Origin of the sequence: Arthrobacter sp. BL-252-APC-1A (assembly GCF_009696625.1) — a bacterium.
Lineage (GTDB): Bacteria > Actinomycetota > Actinomycetes > Actinomycetales > Micrococcaceae > Arthrobacter_B.
Window position 1 is genome coordinate 533,368 of sequence record NZ_VULS01000001.1, and the last position, 18,814, is coordinate 552,181.

Annotated in this window: 14 protein-coding genes; 4 read left to right on the forward strand and 10 right to left on the reverse strand. The window is 66.1% G+C overall.

The features are described 5' to 3' along the window. The 4 genes from FYJ28_RS02480 to leuS all read right to left on the reverse strand — a co-directional run bounded on the left by FYJ28_RS02480 (position 1) and on the right by leuS (position 7,401). On the reverse strand, positions 1-2,670 hold the full coding sequence (locus FYJ28_RS02480; protein WP_154578131.1) for a ComEC/Rec2 family competence protein: 2,670 nt from the start codon (positions 2,668-2,670) through the stop codon (positions 1-3). A gap of 57 nt (positions 2,671-2,727) precedes the next feature. After that, a complete protein-coding gene (locus FYJ28_RS02485) occupies positions 2,728-3,711 on the reverse strand; it encodes a ComEA family DNA-binding protein (protein ID WP_154578132.1) in 984 nt (327 codons plus the stop codon). 106 nt (positions 3,712-3,817) lie between these two features. Then, positions 3,818-4,897 (reverse strand): DegV family protein, encoded by a 1,080-nt coding sequence (locus tag FYJ28_RS02490; RefSeq protein ID WP_229780111.1) that lies wholly within the window; start codon positions 4,895-4,897, stop codon positions 3,818-3,820. 2 nt (positions 4,898-4,899) lie between these two features. Continuing rightward, a complete protein-coding gene (gene leuS / locus FYJ28_RS02495; RefSeq protein ID WP_442778565.1) occupies positions 4,900-7,401 on the reverse strand; it encodes a leucine--tRNA ligase in 2,502 nt (833 codons plus the stop codon). 391 nt (positions 7,402-7,792) lie between these two features. On the opposite strand from leuS, the gene FYJ28_RS02500 reads away from it, so the two are divergent. Beyond that, positions 7,793-8,836: a sigma-70 family RNA polymerase sigma factor gene (locus FYJ28_RS02500; protein ID WP_055241015.1), complete on the forward strand. Its 1,044-nt coding sequence runs from the start codon at positions 7,793-7,795 to the stop codon at positions 8,834-8,836. A 57-nt stretch (positions 8,837-8,893) separates the two neighbouring features. Here FYJ28_RS02500 and FYJ28_RS02505 read toward each other — a convergent pair whose 3' ends face one another. The 5 genes from FYJ28_RS02505 to FYJ28_RS02525 all read right to left on the reverse strand — a co-directional run bounded on the left by FYJ28_RS02505 (position 8,894) and on the right by FYJ28_RS02525 (position 14,645). Beyond that, positions 8,894-9,862: an SDR family oxidoreductase gene (locus tag FYJ28_RS02505; RefSeq protein ID WP_326831458.1), complete on the reverse strand. Its 969-nt coding sequence runs from the start codon at positions 9,860-9,862 to the stop codon at positions 8,894-8,896. Further along, positions 9,859-10,785, reverse strand: a complete 927-nt coding sequence (locus FYJ28_RS02510; protein ID WP_154578133.1) for a bile acid:sodium symporter family protein — start codon at positions 10,783-10,785, stop codon at positions 9,859-9,861. Before FYJ28_RS02510 ends, FYJ28_RS02505 begins: the two co-directional genes overlap by 4 nt. After that, positions 10,785-12,188: a flavin-containing monooxygenase gene (locus FYJ28_RS02515; protein WP_154578134.1), complete on the reverse strand. Its 1,404-nt coding sequence runs from the start codon at positions 12,186-12,188 to the stop codon at positions 10,785-10,787. The genes FYJ28_RS02510 and FYJ28_RS02515 overlap by 1 nt, the downstream gene beginning before the upstream one ends. A 142-nt stretch (positions 12,189-12,330) precedes the next feature. Then, positions 12,331-13,857 (reverse strand): glycerol kinase GlpK, encoded by a 1,527-nt coding sequence (gene glpK / locus FYJ28_RS02520; protein WP_055241012.1) that lies wholly within the window; start codon positions 13,855-13,857, stop codon positions 12,331-12,333. A 47-nt stretch (positions 13,858-13,904) separates the two neighbouring features. Further along, complete coding sequence (locus FYJ28_RS02525; RefSeq protein WP_326831459.1) at positions 13,905-14,645, reverse strand: MIP/aquaporin family protein; 741 nt, start codon at positions 14,643-14,645, stop codon at positions 13,905-13,907. A gap of 288 nt (positions 14,646-14,933) precedes the next feature. Between FYJ28_RS02525 and FYJ28_RS02530 the strand changes: the two genes are divergently transcribed. Genes FYJ28_RS02530 through FYJ28_RS02540 form a run of 3 tightly spaced genes read left to right on the forward strand, consistent with a single transcriptional unit; the run spans position 14,934 to position 17,790 of the window. Beyond that, positions 14,934-15,770, forward strand: coding sequence for an aldo/keto reductase (locus tag FYJ28_RS02530; RefSeq protein ID WP_154578136.1), 837 nt, complete (start codon positions 14,934-14,936; stop codon positions 15,768-15,770). Continuing rightward, positions 15,770-16,696, forward strand: a complete 927-nt coding sequence (locus FYJ28_RS02535) for an alpha/beta fold hydrolase (RefSeq protein ID WP_235472073.1) — start codon at positions 15,770-15,772, stop codon at positions 16,694-16,696. Before FYJ28_RS02530 ends, FYJ28_RS02535 begins: the two co-directional genes overlap by 1 nt. Then, complete coding sequence (locus FYJ28_RS02540; protein WP_154578137.1) at positions 16,693-17,790, forward strand: glycosyltransferase family 4 protein; 1,098 nt, start codon at positions 16,693-16,695, stop codon at positions 17,788-17,790. Before FYJ28_RS02535 ends, FYJ28_RS02540 begins: the two co-directional genes overlap by 4 nt. On the opposite strand, the gene FYJ28_RS02545 is transcribed toward FYJ28_RS02540, so the two are convergent. Continuing rightward, a complete protein-coding gene (locus FYJ28_RS02545; RefSeq protein WP_055241009.1) occupies positions 17,787-18,800 on the reverse strand; it encodes an NADP-dependent oxidoreductase in 1,014 nt (337 codons plus the stop codon). The two genes, FYJ28_RS02540 and FYJ28_RS02545, sit on opposite strands and share 4 nt — an antisense overlap. Positions 18,801-18,814: the final 14 nt, after the last annotated feature.

Consider the following 18,814-nt stretch of genomic DNA (forward strand, 5'->3'; position numbering starts at 1 on the left):
TCACCACCCTGACCCCAGCCCGCTGACCAGCAGTTTGCCGTCGTCGATGTGCAGAAAGAAGCTGCCCAGCAGATCGGTGCGGGCCACCTGCGAACCGGCCAGTTCAAGGCTCTTCAGCGTCTCCGGTGCAGGATGGCCGTAAGTGTTCTCCTTCCCGACCGATATCAGAGCCAGCAAAGGCCGGAGCTCATCCGGCAGCACCGGACCGGAGTTGCGTGCGCCGTGGTGGGCAACCTTGAGCACGTGCACCGTTTCGGTTCGGAGTTCCGGACTGGCACGCAGCATCTTCAGCGCTGCCTCTTCCTCCAGGTCGCCGGTGAAGAGGAAGTTCAGTCCGCCGCTGCTGATCAAAAGGACGGCACTTGCATCGTTTTCACTCATTCCGGGCGGTGCCGGGAGTGCTGCGTCCGCCTGCGGCCAAAGGACTTTCCAGCGGACCCCGCCAATGATCCCGTTCATGCCTGTGCCGAGGCGCTCCGGCTTAACTGCCAGCTCCCGGCCGAGGCCGGCTATCTCTTCGGGCACCCCGGATTCTGCCGACGAGTATGCCAGGGCCCGCACTTCCCTGCCGTCGCCGGCGGCAGGTCCCCCGGCGTAATGGTCCGTATGCAGATGGGAGATGACCAGCAGGTCCAGGGTGTCGATGTCCAGCCGGTCCAGGCACTCATCGAGAGCAGACGGATCGGGGCCCGCATCGATGAGAATCGCCGACCGGGGCCCGGTCCTCACTGCCAGGGCATCCCCCTGGCCTACATCGCAGGCAGCCGCCAGCCAATCCTTCGGCGGGCCTGGGGTCGGAACAATGAGCCGCCACCCCGCCGCCAGGGCCACCGCCGCCAGGGAAGCCAGCACCAGCGAGAGGAAAACGGTCGTCCAGCGGCGGAAAAGAAGTCCATGCTTTCGGAGTGGACCAGCGGGTGCGCCGGCGTCCGCCCGCGTTCGTTCCGAAGACTGACCGGTCCGGACGATGCAGACGGTGAGAATGGCCGCCGCCGCTGCCATCAGGCCGGCTCCCGCAGGGCCAGGCAGCCAGGGCAGCAGCGCGCCGGGCGCCTGTGCAAAGAAGCGGGCGACGCCTGCTACCCAGCCGGCGCCGGCCCCTGCGGCTGCGAGCAGCGGATAGTCCAGGGGCGGAGCAAGATGGCCCAGCACAACCGCAGCCATCCCGGCGATAGTCACGAAGGGGACCACCGGTGCGGCGGCGATGTTGGCAGGCAGCGAGTACGCCGGAAGGTTGGGCTGCAGCAGCACCAGCACAGGTGCACATGCGACCTGCGCGGCAAGGGGAACCGCGGTGAGCACTGCCACCGGCCGTGGAAGGAAACGTGCAAGGGCGGCGGTGAGACGCGGACCAAGGAAGATCAGCCCGGCGGTCGCACACACGGAAAGGATGAAGGCATAGCTTCCGCTGAGCCAGGGGTCCACAACCAGCAGTACCGTGGCACACAGGCAAAGCAGGGCGGCCGGCACCTTCCCGCGTCCGGTGAGCACGGCAACTGTGCCGATGGACCCCATAACCGCTGCCCGAAGCACGCTGGCGTCCGGCCGGACCACAAGTACGAAGCACGCAAGTGCCGCCACGGCCGCGGTTGCCGCCCAGCCGCGCGGAAGCCGCACCAGCCGTGAGACCAGGAAGATAAAGGCCAGCAGGTAGCTGCAGTTCGCTCCTGAAACAGCGGTGAGGTGTGTGAGTCCCGTGTCCTGCATGGCGGTGGAAAGGTCCGGCGCGGCCGTAGACCTGTCGCCCAGGACCATTCCGGGCAAAAGTCCGGCGGCATCGGTGGCGCCCAGCAGGGTTGAGCGCTGCGCGAAGCCTGTCCTCAGGGCCGTGGCCAGTCCCTGAAGCCCGTCTGAAGGGTTGACCGCCGGGGCACGCGAAGCCCGCAGCAGTGCGGCCGAGCGGTCGCCGGGTTCGGTGGCGCTGAGCTTCCCGGCGGTCACCAGGGTATCGCCCAGGTGGATACCCGCGTAGGACTCATCCCCGATGATTAGGACCGGAAGCCGGGCAGCCGAGCGTTCGCCCCGCCTGGTAAAACTGTTCATCTCGGCTTCCAGCAGGTAACGCGGTTTGCCGCTGAACCGGTCCACCGCTGCCGCCCGGGCGTCACCCCGGGCAGTGAATTCTCCGGTGATCGATGCTCCGTCTGCGACTGCCTCACCCGCCGCGCCGGCCGTACGCGCCACCGCAGCGGATCCCGCTGAACTCGCAATCAGGACAAGCACAGCGAGCGGCGCCAGGACTGCGGATGCCCGCCTGCGGACTCCGGGCCTCGGATTGCGCCAGGCAGCCAGCAGGCACAGCACCAGGAGGGCAGCGGAGGCCAGTGCGGCCAGCAGGGTTAGCGTCCCGGGAACTCTCACGGCCGCCGCAGCTCCGGCCCAGGCGCAGGCGGCTACGGGCACGAGCCGCAGTTCGGTGCTGGGACGGACATCCGGGCCGCTGCCGGCTGCCGCACCGGTGGTGCGCCAGCCGGCAGGCACCACACCGCGCCGCAGTCCGCTGAGAAGGCGAGGGACCAGCGCCGCCGGTCCGCCCTTGCCGGTTGGGGTGTCTGCTCCCTCCCGGGGATCATGGCTCGAGGCGGCACGTCCTTCATCTTGTCTGCGCTGGGTCACCGTGCCCGCGACGGCGGCCGCGGTATATCTATGCCACCGGCTCCTACTCGCCATTCGCCGGGCCTCTGGCCGGGCCCTGCGCCGGCAGGCTGGCGGGCTGAGCCAGCCGAATCACACCACGACCAGCGGCAGGAGAGCCGCGAGCATGGCCTCACCGATGCCGGGGACCGCGTCCAGGTCCTCCGCCCGCTGGAACGGCCCATGCTCGGTACGCCAGGTAATGATGCGGGCGGCCAGGACGGGCCCAACCCGGGGCAGCGTCTGCAGTTCCGCTTCCGACGCCGTGTTCAGGTTCACCACTGAACCACCGGGGGTTCCCGGCGACCCGCCGGGACTCCCCGCGCCCGGAACAGGCCCTGTACCGGGGGCAGTCCCGGCTGCATCGACGGGTGCCCTGGCTGGGTCCCCTTCCGCGGGAACCACCACCATGCTCCCGTCCGGCATCGGGGCAGCCAGATTGACCCGGGTAAGGTCGGCGTCCGCAGTGGCTCCGCCGGCAGCAGCGACGGCGTCTGCAACCCGTCCGCCTTCAGGGATGCGCACAATGCCCGGTGCGGCAACGGCTCCGGCCACGTGCACCACCAGGCCGTCCCCTGCGCTGCCTGGTTCGGCAGCCGGCCCTGCAGTGTCAGCCGGCCCAATAGTTTCAGTCGGCGGCGGCGGGCTGCCGGCTGGGCTGTCCTGCCCTTCCGGGTCCGCCTCACCGGTATCCGCGATGCGCCCGGCAGAGACTTCTGTTCCCATTTCCACGGAAAGGACGGGATCCCTGTCCCGGTCTCTCAGCAGTGGAAGGGCCGCTGCTGCCGCAAGCATGAGGCAGGCAGCGAGGATTCCCGCGCCCAGCGGGAAACGCCACCGTCTGGCCGGCCGCTGGGAGTCAGCAGCGGAATCGGCACCGGAGTCACCTGCGGAAACGGACGCCGGTACCGGAACCTGGTGGTCATTGACGGTCCCGTCGCCGACCGGCGCGGGTGCGTTTGCGCCAGGATCCTCTGCTCCGCTGAACATGGTCCCGTTTCCCGCCGCACGCCGCCGGGCGGCCAGCCGCGATGGAAGGATGGCAGGCGGTTCGGTGTCCCAGCGGTGATCGGCCATACAGGCCAGAGTAGGTTTCCTTCAGAACCGAATCTGCGGAACCAACATCACTGTGGACCGGCGGGACGCGGGCCGGGGTTGTGCAGGGAGACTGGGCGGATAGGGGTCAGTCGATGTCCAGGCCAGGGTCGGCATCGTTCGGAGCTGCCGACTGCGCGCCTCTACCGGGGGTTTCAGGTTCAGGGACCGGCGCGTCAGCTGATTCGGCGGCTGGATTTCCGGAACTGGAGATGGCGTCTTCCGCCGAATCCCGGCCGCTGCTTGGCCCGATCGCCACGGCCAGCACACCCAGCCCGGCATGTGCTGCCAGCACCGCCGGGAGCGGACAGAGCATGACCTCCGCGTCTGGGCGTTCCCGGATCACGGCTGCCGCAAGGCGCTCGGCTTCTGCTTCATTTCCGAAATGATGGACGGCGACCCGGACGGCTCCCGAACGACGGGCAAGTTCCTCCCGGGAGAGTTCTTCCAGCCGGGCCAGGGCCTTGGGTGCGGTCCGGACGCGCTCCAGCGGAACGACCAGTCCGTCCCGGATCGCCAGAATCGGTTTGACGGCAAAGAGAGTGCCAAACCAGCCTGCTGCAGCGCCGATGCGGCCGCCGCGGCGAAGCTGCTCAAGGCTGGGTACATAGAAAAGGATGTGTGCGGCTTCAGCGCTGGCGCGCGCCGCGGCGACGACGCCGGCCGCTTCGGCTCCGGCAGCTGCTGCCCGGGCTGCATCCTGCACGGCATAGCCAAGCCCCATGGCGACCGATGCTGTGTCCACCACGGTCACCGGAAGTGGGGCGGTGCGGGCGGCAAGCCGGGCGGAATCCGCCGTTCCGGAGAGCTTGGAGGAAAGATGGACCGAGACTACGGCTTCGAAACCCTCGGCCGCCAGCTTCGCGTAGAGGGCTTCAAACTGGCCAGGCGCCGGGCGGGAAGTACGTACGTCCTGTCCCTGGGCGAGGGCCAGCGCCAGGGCACCGATCATCCTGTCGGTGCCCTCGCCGTAAATCTGGTCCCCGATCATGACCGGCATCGAGACAACCCGCACGAGCGAAGCCAGCTGCGGGCTCTCCGCCCACTGCTCAGGCAGCGAACAGGAGGAATCGGTGACGACGGCGACGCGCGGACGGAATGCAGGCTCAGCGGCCCCGGTTTTCCGGGGCTTGTTCCACCGCCCGCGCAGCGCCGCCCAGTCCATCATGGCTAGGCAGGCACGATGTTCACGAGCTTGGGTGCCTTCACAATGATGGTGCGGATGCCGGCGCCGTCGAGCGTCTTCTGCACCTGCTCCGAAGCCAGCGCCAGTTCACGCAGCGCGTCCTCGGTGATATCCGCGGGAACCTCCAGCCGGTCACGGACCTTGCCCTTGACCTGGACGATCGCAGTGACGGTGTCCTCCACGAGCAGCGAGGAATCCACTGCGGGCCAGCCCGCGTTGGCGACCGATGCCGGGTGGCCCAGCGTGTTCCAGAGATCTTCGGCCGTGTACGGGGCGAAGAGGCTCAGGATGACGGCAACGGCCTCGGCAGCTTCGCGGACAGCCGGATCGGAGGCGCCAGCGCCCGAATCGATCATCTTGCGCGTCGCGTTGACCAGCTCCATCAGCTTGGCGATCACCACGTTGAACTTGCCGGCGTCCAGCAGTTCCGTCGCGTCGGCAATCGTCCGGTGGGTTACGGAACGCAGCTTCTTGTCCCCGGAGGTGAAATCCACACCGGGCTCGGAGGCAACGTCCTGGCCCAGGCGCCAGGCGCGGGCCAGGAACTTGGCGGAGCCCGACGGCGAGACGTCCGCCCAGTCCACGTCGTCTTCCGGCGGGGAAGCAAAGACCATGGTCAGGCGCACGGCGTCAACGCCGTACTTGTCCAGCTGTTCGCCTAGGTCAACGCCGTTGCCCAGTGACTTGGACATTGCCTTGCCGCCGTTGAGGACCTGGCCCTGGTTCAGCAGTGCGGTGAAGGGTTCATCGGCCTCGATCAGGCCCATGTCCTTGACCACCTTGGTGAAGAACCGGGAGTAGAGCAGGTGGAGGATAGCGTGCTCGACGCCGCCCACGTACTGCCCCACCGGCATCCAGTTCCGCACGGCTTCGGGATCGAACGGTCCCTCGGTGAAGTGCGGGGAAACGAAGCGCATGAAGTACCAGGAGGAGTCCACGAAGGTATCCATGGTATCGGTGTCGCGCTTGGCTGCGCCGCCGCAGGACGGGCAGGAAACGTTGACCCACTCTTCCACGGAAGCCAGCGGGGAGGTGCCCTTGGGAGCCAGCGCCTCGCCCTTCAGCCCGGTGGGCAGGGTGACAGGCAGCTGGTCATCGGGAACCGGTACTTCGCCGCACTTTTCGCAGTGGATGATCGGGATCGGGGTGCCCCAAAACCGCTGGCGGGAGAGCAGCCAGTCGCGCAGGCGGAAGTTCACGAACTTCTCGCCGGTGCCCTTTTCTTCCAGGATGCGGACTGCCGCGGGAATGGCTTCGGACTTCGGCAGGCCGTTCAGCTCACCGGAGTTCACCAGGGTGCCCTCGCCGGTGGTGGCGGTGCCGGAAACGGCAGGATCTTCTTCGCCGGTATCCAGGACCGCACGGACGGGCAGGTCGAAGGTGCGGGCGAAGTCCAGGTCTCGCTGGTCGTGCGCGGGCACGGCCATGATCGCACCGGTCCCGTAGTCGGCCAGCACGTAGTCGGCTGCCCAGACCGGCAGCTTTTCGCCGTTGAGCGGGTTGATCGCGTACCGGCCGGTGAAGACACCGGTCTTTGTGCGGTCGGTGGCCTGGCGTTCGATGTCGGAGAGCGCCTTGACGTCCTCGCGGTACTGCAGCAGCGCGTCGCGGTGCTCGTCATCGACCAGGTCCAGTGCCAGCGGTGCATCCGCTGCCACTACGAAGAACGTTGCTCCGTACAGGGTGTCCGGGCGGGTGGTGAAGACGGTGACCTGCTCTTCGGGCTTGTTCCCGGCAGCCTCGATGGCGAACCGGACGTGTGCACCCTCGGAACGGCCGATCCAGTTCTTCTGCATGGCCAGCACGCGCTCAGGCCAGTGGCCCTTGAGCTGCTCCATGTCGTCCAGCAGGCGGTCGGCGTAGTCGGTGATCTTGAAATACCACTGGTTCAGGGCCTTCTTGGTGACCTGGGTGCCGCAGCGTTCGCAGGCGCCGTTGACGACCTGCTCGTTGGCCAGCACGGTCTGGTCCTTCGGGCACCAGTTGACCGGGGAGTTCTTACGGTAGGCCAGGCCCCGGTCGTAGAAACGGGTGAACAGCCACTGGGTCCAGCGGTAGTACTCCGGGTCCGAAGTGTGCAGGCGGCGGGACCAGTCAACGCTGATCGCGTAGCGCTTGAAGGAGCCGGCCTGGGTGTCGATGTTGCGGTACGTCCACTCGCTGGGGTGGGCGTTGTGCTTGATCGCGGCGTTCTCAGCGGGCAGGCCAAAGGAGTCCCAGCCGATCGGGTGCAGCACATCGAAACCGAGCTGGCGCCAGTAGCGGGCAACCACGTCTCCCATGGCGAACGCTTCAGCGTGGCCCATGTGCAGGTCGCCGGACGGGTAGGGGAACATGTCCAGGACGTAGCGGCGTTCCTTCGATCCGTCGTCGGCCGGGGTGAAAACGCCAAGGTCGTCCCAGACAGCCGGCCACTTCTTCTCCATGGCCGCGAAACTGTATACGGCCTCTTCCGACTGGTCAGTCTGTGACTGCGTGCTCACTATGCTTCGCCTCTGTCCTCAAGAAAATCCTGGTGATCCGCGGACTCCGGCGTGCTGCCGGTTCCGCCTGCGCTGTTGACTCTTCCCCAGACACACAAAAGCCCCTCGTCAGATGCAAGGGGCTGCCGCGTTTGATACAAACGCGGCTATCTAAGGAGGAGCAATGCGGTCATTTCTCCACTTTACAACAGGCAGCGCCCGACGGCGGTGCCCGCCACAGGGCTGTAACGGTCCGGACATCCGCAGATCCCGCCTGCGCTTCAGCCCTGCTGCGGACGCTGCCTGCTACGGCGTATCTTTTGGGCCTGTCTGTGCGTCTACCCGGTAAGGGCATGGCACGGTGCCATGCTTTTTATCAGGCACCGCCTTGGGCGGGAGAGCGAGGGGATGTGTAATGACAGCGGGAACGGACTTCGAAGCCTGCGCGGCAGGCGAAACGCAGGCTTTGGCAGAAAACAGGGTGGACCTGCGGCAGGCCCGCCGAGATTTCCTGGTGGCATTGGAACCGGTCCGGGCTTCGGTGTACGCCTACTGCCGCAGCCTGACCCCCACCGTGTGGGACGCCGAGGACCTGCTGCAGGAGACCCTGACGAAGGCCCTTGCGGAAGCATCGCAGCGGTATGAGCCGATCCGCAATACCCAGGCATGGCTTGTCCGTATCGCCACGAACACGTGGATCGACTCACTGCGCCGCAGCGGCCGGGTGACCCTTGAGTGGACAGAATCCGCCCTTGACCTTCCTGATGACGGGGCCGAGGATCCGCTGGCAGCCCTTGCAGTGGAGTCCGCACTGCGTCAGCTGCTGCACCTGCTGCCTCCCCGGGAACGGGCGTGTGTGGTCCTCAAGGATGTGTTCTCCTATTCCCTCGCCGAGATTGCCGGGATGCTGGAGACGACTCCCGGCGCCGTCAAGTCCGCCCTGCACCGCGGCCGGACCACGCTGCGGGCGGCGCGTACGGACTCTGCAGGACCCTCCCCCGAAACCTTGGCACCCGGCCCGCGGGCCGCTGGCCGGCATCCCGGACACCAGGCGCTGCTGCGCCGGCTGGCCGCGGCGTTCAACGCCTACGACATTGACGCCATGGTGTCCCTGTTCCTGGCAAGCGGACGGTCCGAGGTGGTTGGCAACGCCACTGAAACCGGACACGGGGAAATCCGTGCCGGATCCCTGACGGACACGTTCGGTCCGGATGCCGCCGAGATCCACAGGTCAACAGTCCACCACTTCGACGGGGAGGACATTATCCTGATGTGGGAGCGGCAGAAGAATGTCCCCGGGGCATCGGAGGTGGTCTCGGACGTCCTGCGGGTGCGGCCGGCCTTCGGGGCCCCGCTGGTCGCGGAACTAAAGTGGTACTTCTTTTGCCCCGAGGTTGTGGCGGAAGTGGCCGGCGGGCTGGGGCTGCCCTTCAAGACAAATGGTGTGAGCTACTTCTAGCACTTTCCGCGGATCCGCTGCCGGCCGCGCAATCCACTGCGGCCGGCAGCGGCGTCGTCATCGTTGCCGGGCGCCGGCGGCCTCCCGCGCTTTCCTGAACTCGAGGAAGGCTTCCCTGCTGGTTCGCGTGGGAGTGAAGCCGAACTCGTGTTTCAGGGCCGTGTTGTCCAGGACCGGACGGTAGCGCAGGAACCGCAGCTGCTCCGGACCGTGCACCGTGAGTTTCAGCTTTTGCCCCGCCCAGAGACCGGCTGCCAGGAGCTGAGCGGGAACCGTCAGTGTCCGTTTCCCCAGAAGCCCCGCGATCTCGCGGACGGTGAGGGCGCCGTCGCCGGCCACGTTGAAGATCCCGCTGCGTCCGGTGATCACGGCCTGTGCCATGGCATCAGCGACGTCCTGGTCCCAGATAAAGACGAACGGCGACTCGCTGCCGGCCACCCGCAGCAGCCGAGGCGCATCGAACAGCGCCGTGATCTGGTTCCGGACCCGCTCCCCCAGGATCGTTCCGATCCGGAAGATGGTCTGCCGCAGTTCCGGGTGCTCAGTGCGCAGCCGGGCCAGTTCCTCCTCGACCAGGCGTTTGTGCCGGGAATAGCCAAACTCGTCATTGCCGCGCAGCGGGTGGGACTCGTTCAGCCACGGGGCGTTGTCTGCGTGGTAGCCGTAGGCGGCGCCGGAGGATGAGATGACAACGTGCTTCACGCCTGATTCAAGGCAGGCGGCCAGTACGTTCTGCGTCCCGGTAACATCGACGCGGTACTCCTGCTCCCGGGTGGTGTCCCTGCCGGGATTCACGATCGCCGCCAAGTGGACCACGGTGTCGATCCGGTGCTTCTGCAGATCCTTGGAAACGTCCGGGGAGCAGACGTCCGCCAGCGCGTACACCACGCCGTCAACCTTCCGCTCAGCCGAGGGCTCCCGGAGGTCCAGGCTCAGGACGTGGCTCACTGCAGGGTCTGCCGCCAGCCGGGACACGACGGCGCTGCCCAGGAAGCCGTTGCCTCCGGTCACGCATACCCGGTTCACAGTGCAGCCTCCTGTGCCCTGGCGGCTTTCCGGGCATCACGCCGGCGCCACCACGCGGCCAGGGCGAGGCCGGCCAGGATGTCCCAGATCCCCCACCAGGCAGCGACCATGGCCATCCCGCCCAGCCCGGAGAAGAAGGTCAGGGTGAGTCCCAGTCCCAGTCCGGTGTTGCGGGCACCAACCTCAAACGTCACCGCCCGCCGGCTGGCTTCATTCAGCCGAACGGCCGCGGCTGCCCAGTATCCAACGGCCAGCGCAACGGCGTCGTGCAGGGCTACCACCAGGAAGATGGTGCCGAGGTGCTCGCGCAGGGGGCCAAGGTTGCTGGCGGTTCCGGCAACGATGAACGCCAGCAGCGCCACCAGTCCGATCCGCTGCACCCAGGGCCGCAGCCGGTCCGTGAGCTCGGGAAAGCGGCGGGCGAGCGGCATGCCCAGCGCAAACGGGACTCCTATGATCAGCAGGACCTGGACCAGCATTCCGCCCCGGTCCAGGGAAAAGTCGCGCATCAGGGAGTTCGTGGACGGGCTCAGCGCGGCCCAGAAGGCCACGTTGAGCGGCATCACGATGATCGCCACCAGGTTGGACACGGCGGTCATGGACGCGGACAGCGCCACATCGCCGTGCGCCCGGTGGGTCAGCACGTTCGAAATACCGCCCGGCGGGCAGCAGGCCACCAGGATCATGCCCAGGGCAATCGAGGCCGGAACCTGCAGCGCCAGTGCAATTCCCACGGTCACCGCAGGCAAAAGCAGGTACTGCGCGGCAATGCCCAGCAGGATGGCCTTGGGGCTCCGGGCGACTGTGCGGAAGTCGGCGGGACGGACCTCCAGGGCAATGCCCAGGATGATCACGGCCAAAACCACGTTCAGGATCACCAGCGAGCCGGGAGAAAAGTTGAGTATGACGTCGTCGATGGGCATCAGCGGTTCACCTCCGCCGGCGCGGGAACGGAAGCGCCCGCCGGCGCTGCCAGCGTGTCAAGGTGCGCCTCAAGCTCCGCCCGGTAGGCATCCTTGTTCACGTAGTAGCTCATCCGGTCCAGTCCCAGATAGCGGTAGCCGCCCGTGACATCCGGGGACGGCCCGCTGACAGCGGCGTCGAACGCGGCGGCCACCTCCGCCTTTTCCTGCTTCGCGGCGAGATAGGCTGCCACCAGCTCGGCCTGGCGGTATCTGCCTTCCCAGCCCAGCCCGGAGGCTTCAACCATCCCCACCACCATCAGGTTCTCCGCCTGGCGGCTGAAAATGTTCAGGTACAGCTGGGGTGAGGCCCCGGTCCAGCCCAGCAGGTCCGGGGCCAGGAACGGATAGCTGAGCACATAGCCGGTGGCGCAGAGCAGCAGGTCGTACTCCCCCGACGTGCCGTCCCGAAAATGGACGGTGGAACCCTCCAGCCGGTCGATGTCCGGCTTGACGGACAGGTCGCCGTGGCCCAGGTGATGCAGGACCAGGGAGTTGACCACGGGATGGGATTCGTAGATCCGGTAGTCAGGCTTCGGGAAGCCGAAACGGGCAGGGTCTCCCGTGAACATGCGCAGCAGGCGCTTGTCCAGGAACTGCTTGAGCGGCCGCGGCAGGGGTTTGCCCTGGTTCAGGGTGTCCGTGGGCCGGCCAAAAACGTATTTCGGCACAAAGTAGTAGCCGCGGCGGACGCTGATATCCACGGCAGCGGCATGGTGCACGGCGTCCACGGCTATGTCGCAGCCGCTGTTTCCGGCACCCACAACCAGCACCCGTTTGCCGGCCAGCTCCACGGCTTCCTTGTACTGCGCCGAATGGCGGATTTCCCCGGAGAATTCTCCCCGGAAAGCCGGCAGGTACGGGGTGTGCAAGGTGCCGGACGCGACGACGACGGCGCTGAACCGGCCGCTTCCCGCACCCTCCGGCCCCTCCCACGTCACTTCCCAGCCGCCGTCGTCCGTTTGGAAGGCTGCGGTGACCCGGGTGCCAAACCGGATCCGGCCGGTGAGCCCGAAGTGTCCTGCGTACGCACGGAAGTACTCCAGCAGGTGCCGGTGGCCCGGATAGTCCGGTGTGCCCTCCGGCATCGGAAACTCGGCGAATTCTGTGGTGGTCCGGGAGGAGATCAGGTGGGCGGACTCGTACACCGTGCTGGAGGGGTTCGAGATGTTCCACAGCCCGCCGACGTCGCTGTGCGCCTCGAAGCCAACGACGCCGAGTCCGCGTTTGGACAGGGCACGCATGGCAGCCAGCCCGCTGGGGCCGGCACCTATTACCGCTACCGGCAGCGGATGCCTCGCCGTGCGGACCTCGTTTGTACCTGCTGTAGCTGCCACTGCGACCCGCTTCTGTGTGATGCGCATCACATTGATGCTGCCAGCACGCTACCGGGCGGTGTTCCCGCAGGTCAAACGCAACACACCCAGGACCCATACGCAAAAAGCCGCTCCCGGATCCGTTGATCCGGGAGCGGCTTGTTCCGGCCGGGAGGCCTGGCGTCCTGCGCTAGAGCACGTCCTCGTCAACCCAGTCGAACGTCCGGGTCACGGCCTTGCTCCAGAGGCGCATCTGCCGCTCACGCTCGGACTCGTCCATGTTCGGCGTCCAGCGCTTGCCTTCGTTCCAGTTGGCAGCCAGCTCGTCGGTGTTCTTCCAGAACCCGACCGCCAGTCCGGCCGCGTAGGCGGCACCGAGTGCGGTGGTCTCCACAACCTCGGGGCGGACGACGTCCACGCCCAGGATGTCGGCCTGGAACTGCATCAGCGCATCATTGGCGACCATGCCGCCGTCGACCCGCATTTCAGTGAGCGGAACACCGGAATCGGCGTTGACTGCGTCCAGCACCTCGCGGGTCTGGAATGCCGTGGCTTCCAGGGCTGCGCGGGCAATGTGGTTCTTGTTCACGAACCGGGTCAGTCCCACGATTGCGCCGCGGGCGTCGGAACGCCAGTGCGGTGCGAACAGGCCGGAGAACGCCGGGACAATGTAGACGCCGCCGTTGTCTTCCACGGCACTGGCGAGCTTCTCGATTTCCGGCGCGCTCTTGATGATGCCAAGGTTGTCCCGCAGCCACTGGACCAGCGAACCGGTCACGGCAATCGAGCCTTCGAGTGCGTACACCGGTGCGGCATCGCCAATCTTGTACGCGACGGTGGTGAGCAGTCCGTTCTCGGACATCACCTTTTCCTCACCGGTGTTGAAGATGAGGAAGTTGCCGGTGCCGTAGGTGTTCTTGGCATCGCCGACGCCGAAGGCGGCCTGGCCGAAGGTTGCAGCCTGCTGATCACCGAGGATGCCCGCAACCGGAGTCTCTCGCAGCAGCTGGGAGCCGTGCACCTTGCCGTAGATCTCGGAGGAGGATCGGATTTCCGGAAGCATGGACGCAGGGACACCGAAGACGTCGAGGATCGACTGGTCCCAGGTCAGGGTGTCCAGGTCCATGAACATGGTCCGGGAGGCGTTGGAGACGTCAGTGATGTGCACGCCGCCGTCGGTGCCGCCGGTCAGGTTCCAGGTCACCCACGAGTCGGTGTTGCCGAACATCAGGTCACCGTTCTCGGCCTTCTCGCGGGCACCCTCGACGTTGTCCAGGATCCACTTGATCTTGGTGCCGGAGAAGTAGGTGGCCAGCGGCAGCCCAACAGTGTCCTTGAACCGTTCCAGGCCGCCGTCCCTGGCAAGCTCGTCGACGATCGGCTGGGTCCGGGTATCCTGCCAGACGATTGCGTTGTAGACGGGCTTGCCGGTGTTGCGGTCCCACACCACTGCGGTCTCGCGCTGGTTGGTGATGCCGACCGCCGCGATGTCGTGCCGCGTCAGGTTTGCCTTCGAAAGCGCAGTGCCGACGACCTCGCGGACGTTGGTCCAGATTTCCATCGGGTCGTGCTCGACCCAGCCGGCGCGCGGGAATATCTGCTCGTGTTCCTTCTGGCCGGTGGAAACGATCTTGCCGTCGTGATCGAAGACAATCGCCCGGCTGCTGGTGGTGCCCTGGTCGATTGCAATCACGTACTGCTGTTTGCTGTCGGTCACGTGGGTCTCTCCTTTGAGGTCTTAGGTCTTTGCGGACGCAGTAACGATTAGAGGTCCGGCAGCGGAATAAAACCGCCGGCCCAGCCGCCCAGTGCGCCGCCGATGAGCGGTCCGACGACCGGAACCCAGGAGTAGGCCCAGTCGCTGTTGCCCTTGTTCCGGATGGGCAGCAGGGCGTGGACGATGCGGGGGCCAAGGTCACGGGCGGGGTTGATGGCGTACCCGGTGGGGCCGCCAAGTGAGGCGCCAATACCGACCACCAGCAGGCCAACCGCGAGCGGGCCGAGCCCCGAGGGTGTTCCGGCGAAGGCGACAATCACGAAGACCAGAATGAACGTGCCGACGACTTCCGTGACGACGTTCCAGCCGTAGGAGCGGATTGCGGGACCGGTGGAGAACACACCCAGGATGTTCGCGGGATCGGGCTCTTCGTCGAACTGCTTCTTGTAGGCCAGCCAGGCGACAAAGGCGCCGATGACGGCGCCGAGCATCTGGCCGCCGAAATAGGTGAGGGTGGATCCGATGGTTACTGCCACGCCGGGCACGAATTCTTCCGCGCCGCCGGTGATGACGCCCACGGTCACTGCGGGGTTGATGTGCGCACCCGACATCACTGAGAGGTAGACACCGGCAAAGACGCCGAGCCCCCAGCCCCAGTTGACCATCAGGAAGCCGCCGCCGTTGCCTTTGGTTTTGCCCAGGGCAACGTTGGCGACTACGCCGCAGCCCAGAACTATCAGCGCTGCCGTACCCAGCATCTCGCTGACAAAAACCTCTCCTAGAGTCACCATCGACTCCTCCGATCCGTTAGTTTCTCATTGGTGCATTGGGATATTGAGTGATGTTGGACCTGCGTCGAGTGCCAGTCAAAGAGCGCCGGACATGTTTCCATGCATCCCGTGTCCTTTTCCGCGCCGTGTGCTGCGCGCACCGTCGTAAGGCTCTATGGAATCAATCTTTTTCGATAAACACCATGACTTTGGGAAAACTGCTTGTCAGGGGGCGTTTACAGGCTCTTCACGCTACACGCGCCATCACGGGAGCGCACGCCCGGCTCATCTCGGTAGAGTTACTCCATGGACCCGGCACCAAAACTGACACTGAACAACGGCGTACTTATGGACCAGGCCGGCTACGGAACCTACAAGGTGCCCCCGCAGGACACCGCCCCGCTGGTGAGCGCGGCGCTTTCCACCGGCTACCGCCACATTGATACGGCGGCCCTTTACGGCAACGAAGAAGGGGTGGGCAAAGCAGTCCGCAACTTCACGGACAACGGCCATGTGGTCCGGGAAGACCTCTTCGTGACATCCAAGGTCTGGAACACGGATCACGGTTATGATGCCGCGCTGCGCGCGTTTGACGTGTCCATGGCAAAGCTTGGCTTCGAGTACCTGGACCTTTACCTGATTCACTGGCCGTGCCCGGACCGCGGACTGTTCCTCCAGACCTACAAGGCCCTTGAGGAGCTGTATGCATCCGGCCGGGTCCGCGCCATTGGCGTCTCCAACTTCAACCGCGGGCACCTTGAGGAGCTGCTGGACAGCGCGGCAGTCGTCCCGGCCGTGAACCAGGTTGAACTCCATCCGTGGCTCGCACAGAAGGAACTGCGGTCCTTCCACGAAGCCCACGGAATCCGCACGGTGGCCTGGAGCCCGCTGGGCCGCGGCGCCGTCCTTGAGGATCCGGCAGTGGTGGAGATCGCGAACAGCATAGGCCGCACTGCCGCACAGGTGGTGCTGCGCTGGCACGTCCAGGCAGGGCATACCGTGATTCCGAAGGCCAGCAGCGAAGACAGGATGAGCGCAAATCTGGACATCTTCTCCTTCGAACTGGAGCCTGAGCACGCCGCAGTCCTGGACGGGCTGGATTCAGGGCGCAGGACCGGCTCCAATCCCGCAGAGGTGAACTAGTGCAGCTGTTCCGCCTTCCCCGCCGCGGCAGCGCCGGCACGGGCCCTGCACCCTTCGAACGGCAGGCCACAGTGAGGACCATCCCCATTGAAGGCACCGCACAGCGCTTCTGGGATTTCCCCGCGGCTACCCCCGCCGGTCCGGTGGTCTTTATGGTCCACGGCTTCCGCGGCGACCATCACGGACTGCTTCGGCTGGTGGAAGCCCTCCCCAACAACCGGGTGATCCTGCCTGACCTCCCCGGATTCGGGCAGGGGGCTGTCCTGCCGGGAACGCACGACGCCGCCGCCTACGCCGGCTTTGTGCGTTCGGCTTTCACTGCCCTGGACCTGGGGCCGGACACCGTCCTGCTGGGGCACTCATTCGGCTCCATCATCGCCGCGCGGACCGCCGCGGAACACCCGGAACTCATAAGCGAGCTCGTCCTGGTCAACCCCATCTGCGAGCCTGCCCTGGAGGGTCCGAAGGGTTTCACCAGCAAGCTCGCGGAACTGTACTACCTGGCCGCAGCAAAACTTCCGGAGAAACCGGGCCGTGCCCTGCTGGCCAACCCGCTGATCGTCCGCGGCATGAGCGTACTGATGGCCAAGACCCGCAACCCCGGGCTGCGCCGCTGGATCCATGCCCAGCATGATGCCTACTTCAGCGCCTTCGCGTCCCGCGCCGTCGTGCTGGAAGCGTTCCGGTCCTCCATTTCCGAAACCGTTCGGGACTCCGCTGCCCGGCTGCGCATGCCTGTGCTTCTGATTGCTGCAGACCGGGATGACCTGGGATCCGTTCCTGCCCAGCGGCGCCTCGCGGAACTGGTGCCCGACGGCGAACTCGAGATCCTGGAGGGGGTCGGCCACCTGGTTCACTACGAAGCACCGGATGCCGCAGCGGCCCTGATCACCGATTTCCTGGACCGGAGGCACCACAGCGCATGAGAATCGTCTTTGACGCCCGTTTCACCCGCACTGACCAGCACGACGGCATCAGCCGCTACGGAGCGAGCCTGATCGAAGCCGTTTCCCGCCATGCGGACGTTCGGATGCTGATCAGCGACGAGCGCCAGCTGGCGCTCCTGCCGGCTGTGCCCTGGACGAAGATCAACTCCCCGCTCTCCCCTGCCGAGCTTTTTGTGGCCGGACGGATCAACCGGCTTGGAGCCGACGTCGTGGTGTGTCCCATGCAGACCATGGGAACGTGGGGCAGGCGGTACCCGCTGATCCTGACCCTCCATGACCTGATCTACTACCAGAACCCGACGCCGCCTGGATTCCTGCCGCTGCCCGTGCGCCTGCTATGGCGTTTGTACCACCTGGCTTACTGGCCGCAGCGCCTGCTGCTTAACCGGGCCGACGTGGTTGCCACGATTAGCCGGACAACCCGGGATCTGATGGCCCGGCACAGCCTGACCCGCCGGCCGGTGCGGATGGTTTCCAACGCACCCCAGCCGGGTACGGTTCCGCGGGACGTTTCCCGGCCGCCGGAGAAGACGCTGCTCTACATGGGTTCCTTTATGCCCTACAAGAACGTGGAGACCATCGTCCGGGCGGTGGATTCCCTGCCGGGCTACACACTGCACCTCCTGAGCCGGATCCCGCCGCAGCGCCAGGCCGAACTGGCCGCGCTGACGGCGGATCCTGACCGGGTGGTGTTCCATAACGGGGTCACCGACGCGGAATATGATGCCCTGCTTCGCCGCGCCACGGCGCTCGTTACCCTTTCCAAGGCTGAGGGCTACGGGCTGCCCATCATCGAATCGATGGCGACGGGTACGCCGGTCATTGCCGCAGACACACCCATCTTCCGGGAGGTTTCCGGCGGAGCGGCCCTGCTGGTGGATCCGGACAGTCCGCAGGAGTTTGCCGGTGCGGTCCGGCGCCTCTCAGACCCGGAGCGCTGGAGGAAAGCATCAGCTGCCGGATTGGTCCGGGCCGCGGAATACGACTGGGAGGCCTCTGCGAAGCAGCTCCTTGAAGCAGCGGAGGAAGCCGCCAGCCTGTTCACGGCCCGGACGCGCAGGGCGAACCGCTAGGAAAGCCGGACCACCATCTTGCCCGTGTTGGCGCCCTTCATCAGGTCGATGAATGCCTGCGGTGCGTTTGCAAGTCCGTCCACGAACGTCTCGTCGTAGCTGACCTTTCCGTCCCGAAGCCAGCCGGCCATGAGTTCCGCGAACTGACCGGCGTACTCGTTGTAACTGCTGGCGATGAAACCGCGGAGAGTCAGTTCCTTGCCGATCGCCTGGAACAGGTTGCGGGGAGCGCACTGCGGTTCGGTGCTGTTGTAGGCCGAGATGGCTCCGCACATAGCCACGCGTCCGTACTTGTTCAGGACGGAAATCGCGGCCTCGAGGTGGTCTCCGCCGACGTTGTCGAAGTAGACATCAATCCCGTTGCCTTCTGCGGCTGCTTTCAGCTGGTCCCTGACCGGGCCGTCGTGGTAATTGAAGGCGGCATCGAAGCCGAGCTCCCGGAGCCGCTGGACCTTTTCGGCTGAACCGGCACTGCCGATGACACGGCTGGCCCCCAGTGCCTTGGCGATCTGTCCGGCGATCGAGCCGACTGCTCCTGCCGCGCCGGAGACGAAGACTGCGTCACCCTCACGGAAACCGGCTACCTTGGTCAGGCCCGCCCAGGCGGTCAGGCCGGTGAGGCCCATGGCGCCAAGGTATGCGCTGGCAGGGGCAATCCCGGTGTCAATGACCCGGGCACGCCTGGCATCCAGGACAGCGTATTCACGCCAGCCGAGGTTGTGAAGGACGGTGTCCCCCGCCTTGTGGGTCCCCGCACGGGATTCAACGACCTCCCCTATGGCACCGCCGTCCAGCGGAGCACCGAGCTGGAACGGGGGGACGTAGGACTTCGCGTCGTTCATGCGGCCGCGCATGTACGGGTCCACGGACATCAGCGTGTTGCGGACCAGGATCTGTCCGTCCTGCAGTTCCGGAACCTTCGCTTCGGCCAGCCGGAAGTTCTCGTCGGCGGGCCACCCCTCGGGACGGGAAGCGAGCTGGATTTCGCGGCTTGTCGCGGGGTAGGACATGGATCTCCTTTCAG